Below are 11,548 nucleotides of genomic sequence, written 5' to 3' on the forward strand. Positions count from 1 at the left end.
AGGTGCCGACAATGTTGAACAGCCCAACCAGCGCCAGCACCGTGGTACCGGTACTCGCGGGCAGATGCTGGTCAACCAGGTAGGCCGGCAGGTGCACGCCGATGAACACCACCTGGAAACCGCAGACGAAGAAGCCCAACGCCAGGAGCCAGAACCCAGGATGCGAACACGCCTCACGCAACGCCTGGCCCAGCGTCTGCTCGGCACCATGGCTGGGCAATGGGCGGTCGCGCAGCAGGCCCACAAAAGGCACGATGAATGCCACAAGCAGCCCCAATACCAACAGGGCCGCCGACCAACCCAACCACTGGATGAGGCCAAGAGTGCCCGGCAACATGGCGAACTGGCCGAACGAACCTGCGGCGCTGGCGATGCCCATGGCCATGCTGCGCTTGTCGGCCGGCACAGCCCGCCCGACCACACCGAGGATCACCGAAAACGAAGTGCCGGAGAGGCCGATACCAATCAGCAAGCCCGCACTCAGCGACAACGACCAGGCCGAGTCGGCCGTGCCCATCAGGACCAACCCCACGGCATAAAGAATACCGCCGATGATCACCACCCGGGCCGCGCCCAGGCGGTCGGCCAAGGCGCCGGCAAAGGGTTGCGCCAGCCCCCAGATCAGGTTCTGCAAGGCAATGGCGAAGGCAAACACCTCACGGCCCCAGCCAAAATCGGCGCTCATGGGCGCCAGGAACAGGCCGAAACCGTGCCGTACACCCAATGACAACGCCAGAATCAACGCTGCCCCCACCAATACCCATCCGCTGGTTCGCCACACCGAAGTCATTATCGTTATCTCCAGCACATCGCAAGATTTACGGGTATATACCCGCTTATGGTCGTATCTTTTCAGGCCAGCTGGTTCAGCAGGCGCACCAGTTGATCACGCTGCCCGCCCCCCAGGCGTTCCACCAAATCGGCTTGAGCCTGCTCCCAGGCAGGGTGGGCAGCTTGCAGCAACTGCTTGCCGGCTGCAGTCAGCAACACCTCACGGTTACGCTGGTCATCGCCCTCGGCCAGGGCTACCAAGCCCTCTGCCTGCAACACACGCAGGTTACGGCCCAAGGTACTGCGCTCCAGCCCCATGGCCTCGGCCAGGGTTGTGATGCTGGGACGCTCAAGGCGCTGCAGGTGCCGTAACAGCGAAAACTGGGCGACATTCACCCCGAAGCCGGCAAGGGCTTCGTCGTAATGCCGGGTCACCCCGCGGGCAGCACGGCGCAAATGGATACAAAGGCATTCACTGGTCAGCATGGATACGTGTATATACCCGCGTGTTGCATGTTGCAAGAAATTTCATGGTGCCGGGCGAAGCACCGCTGGAGTGGCACCATGCTCAAAGCCCCAGCGCCATGCCAAGCACCACCGCCAGCTCAAGCAGTTCCAGCAGCGCCCCGGCCGTATCGCCCGTTGTGCCACCCAGGCGTCGGCACATGAGCTGCCGCAGCCAGGCAAATACCGCCAGCGCCAGCACCACGCTCCACCCGCCCAGCCACAGGCAAAACAGCGCACCCAGCAGTACCCAGCCCGCGGCGCGCCGTGGCAGATGCTCCGCCAATGCCTGCCCCAGGCCACCTGGGCGCACGTATGGGGTGCACAGAAACAAACCCAGCATCGCCGCCCGCCCCAGCAGCGGCGCCAGCAGCAGGTGGGCAGTGACGCCCTGCTCGACCAGCACCCAAAGGGCACAGAACTTCAGCAACAGCACCAGTACCAGGGTTACCACGGCCATTGGCCCGCTGCGTGGGTCTTTCATTATCCGCAACGTGCGCTCGCGGTCGCCAAAGCCGCCCAGCCAGGCGTCCGCACTGTCGGCCAGCCCATCCAGGTGCAAGGCCCCGCTGAGCAGCACCCACAGTGCCAATAGCAACGCCGCGTGCAGCGGCGCCGGCGTGCCTTGCAGCAGGTGGCTTGCCAGCCACAACAACAACCCGAACAGCAGCCCGACCAGCGGGTAATAGAGCAGCGAACGGCCCACCTCACGGGCGGCGGGCATGCCCGGCAGGCTCACCGGCAAGCTGCTGAGAAACTGCAAGGCGATCCAGAACGGCAACGGCAGCATCTCAACCTTCCTCGACCAATAGCCCGCCCTCACTCACCAGCAAGCGGACCAAGGCACCATGCCCGACCTCGACCTGCAACAGTTGGTGCCTGGGCAAGCCGCGAGCACGCGCCAGCAGCAGGCGCATCACCCCACCATGGGTGACCAGCAGCACACGCTTGCCGGCGTGCTGCTGGTGCAACCCCTCGACCGCCGCCAGCACCCGTGCCGCAAAGGCGTGCACCGGCTCGCCGTTAGGCGGCGTGAAGGCGTAGGGGTCTGCCCAGAACTGCCCCAGCGCATCGGCCTGGTCTTGCATGATCTGTGCGGCGCTGCGGCCTTCCCAGTCACCAAAGTGCAGTTCTTGCAGGGCAGGCACCCGGCACACCGGCAAATTCAGTTGCGCACCCAGCTCATCGGCAAACCGCGCACAGCGCTGCAGCGGCGAGCTGACCAACACCTGCCACGGGCCGGCACCGGCCACAGCACTGCGCATCTGGGCCCAGCCTTGGTCGGTCAGCGCGTCATCCAGGCTGCCACGCAGCCCGCCCTGCTCGGTTTCGCCGTGGCGCAGCAGGTCGAGGATCATGCCGGGCGGTCCGCCACAGCGGCTTCGGCAAAGGTCGCCATTTGCCCATGCAGCGCACACGCCAGGCGTAACAGCGGTACCGCCAATGCGGCGCCACTGCCCTCGCCCAGGCGCAGGCCCAGGGCCAGCAACGGCTCGGCCTGCAGCGCCGCGAGCAGGGCCTTGTGCCCAGGCTCGGCACCTTCGTGAGCGAACAGCAGCCAGGCCCGGCACTGCGGGTTCAGGCGCACCGCCACCAGCGCAGCAACGCTGCAGATAAAGCCATCGACCAGTACTGCGATACCCGACTGCGCGCAGCCGATATAGGCGCCGACCAGGGCTGCGATCTCGAACCCGCCAACGCACCCCAATGCCTGCAACGGCGCGTCAGCCCGCAGGCCATGCAGGCGCAACGCCTGTTCGATGACTTGCGCCTTGTGCCGCACACCCGCGTTGTCCAGGCCGGTGCCAGGCCCGCTCAGCTGTGCCGCCGGGCAGCCCAGCAAGGCGCTGGCCACGGCAGCCGCGGCAGTCGTGTTGCCGATGCCCATCTCACCACCGATGAACAACTGCGCACGCTGTTCGGCCGCGCGCAAGGCGCTGTCGCGGCCCGCCTGCAGGGCTGCCAGCAGCTGGTCTTCGGTCATCGCCGGCTGCCGGGCAAAGTTCGCGGTACCGGCCCCCAGGCGCAAATGGCGCACGCCGGGCAGCTCCAGCTGTAGGTCGATGGTGCCGAGATCGACCACCTCCAGGCTGGCGTGCAGTTGCCGCGCCAGCACACTGATTGCCGCGCCACCGCCGACGAAATTGCACAGCATCTGCCCGGTTACCGCCTGCGGGTAGGCCGAGATGCCTTCCTCGACCACACCGTGGTCACCAGCAAAAATGGTGATGGCCAGCTGGTCCAGCACGGGGCGTTCCTGCCCCTGCAAACCGGCCAGCTGAATGGCCAGGCCTTCCAGCTGGCCAAGCGAGCCGGCAGGTTTGGTCAGTTGCTGCTGACGCGCGCGGGCCTGGTCCATGGCGGCGTTGTCGAGGAGTTGGCAGGGGGTTTGCCACCAGGGTTGGGTCATCGGGGGAAGCCTGTTCAGGGTTGGACAATGGGTAGTGAGGGTTGCACGGTGCATGGCTGGGTCATGGCGCGGCGCCCTTGAGCACCAATGGCAACCCGGCAACCGTCAACACCACGCGTTGACAGCGCTCGGCCACCCCCTGATGCATCCAGCCGGCCAGGTCGACATAACGCCGGGTCAGCTCGCCCATGGGCACCACCCCCAGGCCGGTTTCGTTACTGACCAGGATAACCGTGCCAGGCAGTTGCTCCAGGCAATCGAGCAGCGCGTCACGCTCCTGGGCCAGGCGTTGGTCATCCTCCAGCATCAGCAGGTTGGTCAGCCACAGGGTCAGGCAATCCACCAGCAGGCAACGCCCCTCGGCGGCTTCTGCGCGCAATACCGCCGCCAATGCCAGGGGCTCTTCGATCAAACCCCAGGCGGCAGGGCGTCGTTGCCGGTGCAGCGCTACCCGCTCGTTCATTTCACCGTCCAGCGGCTGGCTGGTGGCAATGTAGGTCACGGGCAGGCCGCTGGCAGTGGCCCATTGCTCGGCCAGGCGGCTTTTGCCCGAACGGGCACCGCCGAGGATCAGGCTGCGCATGTCAGGCCACCCCGCACAGTTGGCGCAACAAAGTGGTGTTCAGGTGCGCGTCCACCAGGTCGGCCAGGCGCTCGATGTCACGTTCACGCAGGGCTTCGTAATCGATGACCTGCACATCGTCCAGGCCCGCCCAGCGCAGCAGGGCGGCACATGAATGGCTGCCTTCGAACAGACCATGCAGGTACGTGGCCAGCACCTGCCCGTCGTCGCTGATGGCACCGTCGCTGCGGCCATCGGCCAACTGCACGGCAGGCTGCGCCAGGGCCGGGCCGCGGGTGACACCCGCATGGATCTCATAACCGCTCACCGCCGCAGCCTCGAGGTTCAGCGTGCCGGTGACATTACGCAACTGCTTATGGGCTTCGAGCACGGTGGCGTAGTCGAACAGGCCCAACCCGCGGCTTGAACCGGCAGCCCCTTCGAGCCCCAGCGGGTCATGCACTTCATGGCCGAGCATCTGCAGGCCGCCACAAATTCCGATCAGTTTGCCGCCATAGCGCAGGTGGCGTTCGATCGCCTTGTCCCAACCGCGCTCGCGCAGCTGTGCCAGATCGCCGCGGACGCTTTTCGAGCCAGGCAGGATGATCAGGTCGGCAGCCGGAATCGCCTGGCCAGGGCCGATAAATTGCAGGTCTACCTGCGGATGCAGGCGCAAAGGGTCGAAGTCGGTGTGGTTGCTGATACGCGGCAGCACCGGCACGATCACCTTGAGCACGCGGTCCTGCTTGCTGCCCTGGCGCATGTCGATGCCATCTTCGGCTTCAAGGTGCAGGTCGGTGACGTAGGGCAACACGCCCAGTACCGGCTTGCCGGTGCGTGCCTCCAGCCAGTCCAGCCCTGGTTGAAGCAGCGCGATATCGCCACGGAAGCGGTTGATCACAAAGCCCTGCACCCGCGCCTGCTCACTGGGCGACAGCAGCTCCAGCGTGCCCACCAGGTGGGCGAACACGCCACCACGGTTGATGTCCGCCACCAGGATCACCGGGCAGTCGACCGCTTCGGCAAAGCCCATGTTGGCGATGTCGCCCGCGCGCAGGTTGATTTCTGCCGGCGACCCCGCGCCCTCGACCATGACCACCGGCCAGGCAGCGCTCAGGCGCTGGTGCGAGGCCAGCACCGCCTGCATGGCGACAGCTTTGTAGTCGTGGTAGGCCACCGCGTTCATGCTGGTGACGGCACGCCCATGGATGATCACCTGGGCGCCGGTATCACTGTTGGGCTTGAGCAATACCGGGTTCATGTCGGTGTGCGGCGCCAGCCGGCACGCCTGGGCCTGCACCGCCTGGGCGCGGCCAATTTCACCGCCATCGGCGGTTACGGCACTGTTCAGCGCCATGTTCTGCGGTTTGAACGGCACCACACCCACACCCTGGCGCAACAGCCAGCGGCACAATGCAGTTACCAGCGTGCTTTTGCCGGCGTCGGAGGTGGTGCCTTGCACCATGAGGGTGGTCATGCCGTTTCCTTTTGGTAGGCCGCCAGGGCCTGGGCCAGGCGTTGCTCATCTGCCAGGCTGGCGGGCAGCCCCAGGCGTACTGCGGCAGGCTGCTCGAACAGCCGCACCAGAATGCCGCGACGGGCGAGAAAGTCGTGCAGGTGGGCTGCGCCGGGGCTGCGTACATACTGGAACAGGTCACAGCCGCCGGTGGGCGTCAGGCCTGCGCTGTGCAGCATTGCCGCCAGTCGCTGGCTGGCGGCGGCACAGCGTTCGGTTTGGGCACGCTGCGCGGCCTGGTCAGCCAGGCTGACTTGGGCCAACACCCGGGTCGGGCCGTTGACGGTCCACGGGCCAAGCAACTCGGCCAGGCGCAACAGCAGGCTGTGCTCGGCCGCCACGAAACCGAGGCGCACGCCGGCCAGGCCGAAGAACTTACCGAACGAGCGCAATACGATCAGACCAGAGCGTGCGCTGCAATCCACCACGCTGTCTGCGGGGGTATTGTCCATGAAGGCTTCATCCACCAGCAGCCAGGCACCGCGCGCAGCCAGCCGGGCGTGCCAGGCCAGCAGTTGCTCACGGGGCACGCGGCGCCCTGTGGGGTTGTTGGGGTTGACCAGCACCAGCACGTCGAGGCCGTCGAGTGCGGCCTCGACCTGTGTTTCGTCCAGCTCGAGCAACTGGTGCCCCGCCCTTTGCCAGGCATGGGGGTGCTCGGCATAGCATGGGCCCAGCACCCCGACCCGTCCGCTGGCACGCAGCAGCGGTAAGGCCTGGATCGCGGCCTGCGAGCCAGCGACTGGCAATACCTGGCTGGCGCCGTAATAGCGGCGCGCGGCCGCTTCCAGGCCGTCCTCGGTTTCCGGCAAGCGGGCCCAGGCTTCAACGGGAATGGGCGGAATGGGAAACGCCCACGGCGCAATGCCGCTGGACAGGTCCAGCCAGTGCTCACGGGCAATCCCGTATTGGTGCACTGCACGCAGCAGGCGACCGCCGTGTTCAAGCATCCAGGTAGGCCCCCAGGCAAATCACCAGCAACCACAGCCATACGCCGCGCTGCACCAGGTTCCAGCCACGCTCGATGGCGTCGGCATCGGCCGCCGGCCCCTCGCCCAGGCGTGGCCGCTCGTGCAGCTCGCCGTGGTACACCGCCGGGCCGCCGAGTTCGACACCTAGCGCACCTGCACCGGCCGCCATGACCGGGCCGGCGTTGGGGCTGTCCCACAAGGGGCCCTGCTTGCGCCAGCAGGCCAGGGCCACACGGGTTTTGCCGAGCAGCGCATAAGTCAGCGCCACCAGCCTGGCGGGAATATAGTTGAGCACATCGTCGATGCGCGCTGCGCACCAGCCAAAGCGCTCGAAACGCGCATTGCGGTAACCCCACATGGCATCGAGGGTATTGCTCAGGCGGTACAACACCACACCCGGCGCCCCGGCCACCACGAACCAGAACAGCGCAGCGAATACAGCGTCGCTGCCATTTTCCAGCACCGACTCGGTGGCTGCCCGCGCTACCGCAGGCGCGTCCAGCTCGCGGGTTTCACGGCTGACCAGAAAACCTACCCGGCGCCGCGCTTCGTCCAGGTCGCCCTGGCGCAACGCCTGAGCCACTGGCAGCACATGTTCGCCCAGGCTGCGCAGCCCCACAGCGCAGTACAACGCCAGCACATCAACCAGCCAGCCAATGCAGGGCAGCCAGGACAGCACCAGCGCCACCAGGGTCAGCGGCACCACGGCCAGAAACCAGGCGCTGACACCGTGGCTGCGCCAACCGCGGCCACCGGCATTCAGGCGCCGCTCCAGGTGATTGGCCATGTTGCCGAAAGCCACCAGTGGGTGGCGGCGCTGCGGCTCGCCCAGCAACGCATCCAGGGCCACGCCAGCCACGGTCAGCATAGCCACGCTCATTGGCACTCTCCCCATTGGTTTTCGAACAGCATTTCACTCAAGGGCCGCTGCTGGGCCCAGTTTTCCTGGACCAGCATGGGCGCCGGGTAGAACGCCGTAACCGGCCCCAGGCACAGCACTGCCACCGGTTTGGCCCCCGCCGGCATACCCAGCAGGTCCGCCAGGGCCTGCGGGTCGAACAGCGAAACCCAGCCCATGCCCAGGCCTTCGCCACGTGCTGCCAGCCACAGGTTCTGAATGGCACAGGCCAGCGACGCCAGGTCCATTTCAGGGAGGGTACGGCGACCGAAGATGTGCGGCTCGCGGTTGTCCATCAAGGCCGCCACCAGCACCTCGGCACAGTCGTTGATGCCTTCCACCTTCAGTTTCATGAAATCGTCGGAGCGCTCGCCCAGGGCCTGGGCAGTACGCACCCGCTCCGCCTCGACCAAGGCCTGGATCTGCCCGCGCAGTTCACGGCGGGTGATACGAATGAAACGCCAGGGCTGCATGAGCCCGACGCTGGGCGCCTGGTGGGCAGCGGCCAGCAGGCGAGCCAGCACAGCCGGCGCCACTTCCCCACCCGCGAAATGGCGCATATCGCGGCGCTCGCCAATGGCCCGGTAGATGGCAGCGCGTTCGGCGGCGCTGAAGGCGTGTTCGCTCATGGCCGTAACAGTGCCGCCGCCGCAGGCGGGTTGGACGGGAAATAGAAATGCACATAGGAGGCGGTCAGCCGCCCGATCCGGTACACCGCTTCATTGCCGCGGCCGCCATTGGGGCTCAGGCCGCGGGCAATCGGGTCCAGCCCGGTCGTGGTCAGGGAATGGTGATAGGTGTGCCCGCGCAAGGTGCCTTCCGGCAACTCCACTGCCTGCAAGGCCAAGGCCGCCAGGCGCTTCTGCATGGTCGCCTCCCCTGGCAGCAGGCCGAGCAGTTCGGCGCGCTCGCCGGCCACGTCGGTCAACGCCTCGAGCAGGTACAGCATGCCGCCACATTCGGCCAGCAGCGGCTTGCCCTGGGCATGGTGGGCGCGGATCGCTGCGCACATCGGCGCGTTCGCCGCCAGCCCGTGATGGTGCAATTCGGGGTAGCCACCTGGCAGATACAGGCTGTCTACCGCAGGCAGTTCGCGGTCGTGCAGCGGCGAGAAGAAGGCCAGTTGGGCACCCAGGCTGCGCAGCAGGTCGAGGTTGGCACCGTAGGTGAAGGCAAAAGCCTCGTCGCGTGCCACGCCGATACGCACACCGGCCAGCGAGGCTGCGCAGGCGTGTACTGCCGGCTCGGCAAAGCACACCGGTGGCGGCAGCGCCGCATCGCAACTGGCCCCCAATGCTTCGGCGGCGGCGTCCAGGCGGGCATCGAGATCGTTCAGTTCGCTGGCCTGGACCAGGCCCAAGTGGCGGCTGGGCAATTCTATGCCACGCTCGCGGGACAACCCGCCATACCAGCGCAAGCCTTCGGTCAGGCTGCCTTCCAGCAGCTGTGCGTGGCGCAGGCTGCCGACCCGGTTGGCCAGCACCCCGGCGAACGGCAGGTCGGCCTGGTAGCGCGCCAGGCCCAGGGCCAGCGCGCCGAAGGTCTGGGCCATGGCCGTGCTGTCGATCACTGCCAGCACCGGCACACCGAAATGGCGTGCCAGGTCGGCACTGGAGGGGGTGCCATCGAACAACCCCATCACCCCTTCGATCAGGATCAGGTCGGCCTCCCCTGCCGCTTCCCACAACAACCGGCGGCTTTCCTCCGCGCCGATCATCCACAGGTCCAGCTGGTACACCGGCGCGCCACTGGCCCGCTCCAGAATCATGGGGTCAAGAAAGTCCGGCCCGCACTTGAACACTCGCACCTTGCGCCCGCGGTTACGGTGCAGGCGGGCCAGTGCGGCGGTGACGGTGGTCTTGCCCTGGCCGGAGGCGGGAGCCGCGATCAGCACGGCTGGGCAGTGGCGCGCCTGGCTCACAGCTCTACGCCTTTCTGTGCGCGGATGCCGGCCTGGAAGGCATGCTTGAGCATGCCCATCTCGGTCACGGTGTCGGCCAGCTCGACCATTTCAGGCTTGGCCCCGCGGCCAGTGACGATCACATGCTGCATCGGCGGCCGGGCCTGGATGTCGGACAGGACCTGGTCAAGGTCGAGGTAGCCGTGCTTGAGGGCGATGTTCAGCTCGTCCAGCACCACGAACTGCACGCTGGGGTCCTGCAGCAGCTGACGGGACACCGCCCAGGCGGCTTCGGCGGCGGCGATGTCGCGCTGGCGGTCCTGGGTTTCCCAGGTGAAGCCTTCGCCCATCACGTGGTAGCGCACCTGCTCGGGGAAGCGGCGGAAGAACAGCTCTTCACCGGTGCTGTTGCGGCCTTTGATGAACTGCACCACACCACACTGCATGCCATGGCCCAAGGCCCGCGCAAGCATGCCGAAGGCCGAGCTGCTCTTGCCTTTGCCGTTGCCAGTCAGCACCAGCAGCAGGCCGCATTCGTTGGGGGAGTTGGCGATACGTTCGTCGATGACTGCCTTCTTGCGCTGCATGCGCGCCAAGTGGCGTTCGTCGCGTTCGGTGGGTTCGCTCATCAGGGTTCTCCGCTGGCTGTCACCACGGCAACGCGCGGCAATAAAGAGTAGGCAGGCAGACGGAGAACGCGCAGGGGCCATGGCAAGGGGCCACGGTGCACCGCGCATCACCCTCCGTGATGCCGTTGGCAGATATCAGGCCGGTCTCCGGGCTTGTGAGGGGGCCTTGGCCCTGGCCTGCGCGCCTTCCCGGGTAAACACCCAGTGGCCCTGCGCGGCCGCGACTCACCTACCGTTGCGGGGGCAGCGCCGGACTCGCGCCATGCTGGCGCCCACCGGCTTCCCAGTTTCACCCTGCCCAGTCGGGGCTGGCAGGGCACCTGAAACACGCGCGAAGGTTAGAGGGTTGTACCGGGAGCGTCAATCGGAGTGGGCAGGGAGTGCGTACTTGCAAAGCGGCGACGCTGGCCAATTCTCCAGGCTGTGCCACACTGATAGCACATAGCCATCACGCTCGACTGTACGCCACCACAATGACAAAAGGAGAGTGCAGCATGCGAGGCCATCTCATCAACAACCCGAACCTGGAATTCCTTGGCCCGGTGCTGGAACGCTGGGTCGACTGCATTGACCGCTGCAACCAGTTTTACGGTGATGGCGAGGCACCTTACTGGCACGGCGCGGCAGCCAATGCCGGGGTGCTGGCAGCCGCGGCGTGGGAGGCTGAGCTGGCGGCGTTACAGCAGTTTGCCGGCAAGAAGCAGCGCGATGAAGGTGACCATGAGGGGCGCTGCGATCTGTCGATCAGCAGTGCTGACCAAGTGCTGTACCTGAGCGTGGGTCAGCGGTGGCCAAGGCTGGCGAAGCTGGACATGGCAGCTGCATTGCAGGAAACCGCTGTGCGCGCCCGGCAGGTGGCCTACCCCAGCCAGTTGAAGGCGGGGGCTTTGTTCATCAGCCCATGGAAGGCTGGCCAGCACGCCAGCCCTGAAGAGTTGCAGGACATGGTCGACGACTTGCAGAAACACAGCGCGTGCGCGGTGGCCTGGTACTTCCCGTATGCGTACCGCAAGTTGCATAACGAGCTGGGGCAGTACTTTCCGGGGGTGGCGTTGTTGCTGAAGCAGGGTTGAAACAACGTGGGCGTTGAAACCGCATAGGTATTCGTTCGCGTAGGCGGCGCCGAGTCACCTTTCCGCCCTTACGGCGGGTTACTTTGGTCTGGGCCAAAGTAACCAAAGCCGCCCGCTCCCGTCATCCGGCCCCTACGCTTCGCTCCGGGGTCCCCTCGCTACGGGCATGCTCCTGAAGTCGCAATCTGCAGCGCCTGAACTACCGCGCGCTAAGAAGCAAAAGCAAAAAGCAGAAGCAATAACTGCGCTTTCGTGGGTTTCGCACCACGCAACCAAACCCCGCCCAGCTTTTGATCTGGCTGTTGATCTGGCTG

Annotated in this window: 13 protein-coding genes and 1 riboswitch; of the genes, 1 reads left to right on the forward strand and 12 read right to left on the reverse strand. The window is 66.2% G+C overall.

Going from position 1 to position 11,548, the window contains the following annotated elements:
• The 12 genes from APH30_RS23115 to cobO form a co-directional block, all read right to left on the reverse strand.
• Positions 1-790: MFS transporter (locus APH30_RS23115; RefSeq protein ID WP_054913873.1), on the reverse strand; the 790-nt coding region annotated here is incomplete at its 3' end.
• Positions 791-852: 62 nt separating this feature from the next.
• The gene (locus APH30_RS23120) at positions 853-1,257 is read right to left on the reverse strand and encodes a MarR family winged helix-turn-helix transcriptional regulator (protein ID WP_009686204.1); all 405 of its coding nucleotides are present in this window, start codon (positions 1,255-1,257) and stop codon (positions 853-855) included.
• Between the two features lie 82 nt (positions 1,258-1,339).
• Positions 1,340-2,065: an adenosylcobinamide-GDP ribazoletransferase gene (locus tag APH30_RS23125; RefSeq protein WP_054913874.1), complete on the reverse strand. Its 726-nt coding sequence runs from the start codon at positions 2,063-2,065 to the stop codon at positions 1,340-1,342.
• A 1-nt stretch (position 2,066) separates the two neighbouring features.
• A complete protein-coding gene (locus APH30_RS23130; RefSeq protein WP_054913875.1) occupies positions 2,067-2,633 on the reverse strand; it encodes a histidine phosphatase family protein in 567 nt (188 codons plus the stop codon).
• Entirely contained in the window at positions 2,630-3,685 is a 1,056-nt protein-coding gene (gene cobT / locus APH30_RS23135) for a nicotinate-nucleotide--dimethylbenzimidazole phosphoribosyltransferase (protein ID WP_054913876.1), read from the reverse strand. Before cobT ends, APH30_RS23130 begins: the two co-directional genes overlap by 4 nt.
• 61 nt (positions 3,686-3,746) lie before the next feature.
• Positions 3,747-4,268 (reverse strand): bifunctional adenosylcobinamide kinase/adenosylcobinamide-phosphate guanylyltransferase, encoded by a 522-nt coding sequence (gene cobU, locus APH30_RS23140; protein ID WP_054913877.1) that lies wholly within the window; start codon positions 4,266-4,268, stop codon positions 3,747-3,749.
• A gap of 1 nt (position 4,269) precedes the next feature.
• Entirely contained in the window at positions 4,270-5,724 is a 1,455-nt protein-coding gene (locus tag APH30_RS23145) for a cobyric acid synthase (protein WP_054913878.1), read from the reverse strand.
• A complete protein-coding gene (gene cobD, locus APH30_RS23150) occupies positions 5,721-6,713 on the reverse strand; it encodes a threonine-phosphate decarboxylase CobD (RefSeq protein WP_054913879.1) in 993 nt (330 codons plus the stop codon). Before cobD ends, APH30_RS23145 begins: the two co-directional genes overlap by 4 nt.
• Complete coding sequence (cbiB, locus tag APH30_RS23155) at positions 6,706-7,614, reverse strand: adenosylcobinamide-phosphate synthase CbiB (protein WP_029887560.1); 909 nt, start codon at positions 7,612-7,614, stop codon at positions 6,706-6,708. The genes cobD and cbiB overlap by 8 nt, the downstream gene beginning before the upstream one ends.
• Positions 7,611-8,261 carry a 5,6-dimethylbenzimidazole synthase gene (gene bluB / locus APH30_RS23160; RefSeq protein WP_054913880.1) on the reverse strand — a complete coding sequence of 217 codons (651 nt, stop codon included), beginning with the start codon at positions 8,259-8,261 and terminating at the stop codon, positions 7,611-7,613. Before bluB ends, cbiB begins: the two co-directional genes overlap by 4 nt.
• Complete coding sequence (locus tag APH30_RS23165; RefSeq protein ID WP_054913881.1) at positions 8,258-9,553, reverse strand: cobyrinate a,c-diamide synthase; 1,296 nt, start codon at positions 9,551-9,553, stop codon at positions 8,258-8,260. The genes bluB and APH30_RS23165 overlap by 4 nt, the downstream gene beginning before the upstream one ends.
• Complete coding sequence (gene cobO, locus APH30_RS23170; RefSeq protein WP_054889940.1) at positions 9,550-10,161, reverse strand: cob(I)yrinic acid a,c-diamide adenosyltransferase; 612 nt, start codon at positions 10,159-10,161, stop codon at positions 9,550-9,552. Before cobO ends, APH30_RS23165 begins: the two co-directional genes overlap by 4 nt.
• Positions 10,162-10,281: 120 nt before the next feature.
• Positions 10,282-10,500: riboswitch (cobalamin riboswitch) on the reverse strand.
• Positions 10,501-10,655: 155 nt separating this feature from the next.
• Here cobO and APH30_RS23175 point away from each other — a divergent pair.
• Complete coding sequence (locus APH30_RS23175; protein WP_054913882.1) at positions 10,656-11,234, forward strand: hypothetical protein; 579 nt, start codon at positions 10,656-10,658, stop codon at positions 11,232-11,234.
• The last annotated feature ends 314 nt before the right edge of the window (positions 11,235-11,548 follow it).

Origin of the sequence: Pseudomonas sp. NBRC 111127, from assembly GCF_001320345.1 — a bacterium.
GTDB classification, from domain to species: Bacteria; Pseudomonadota; Gammaproteobacteria; order Pseudomonadales; family Pseudomonadaceae; genus Aquipseudomonas; species Aquipseudomonas juntendi.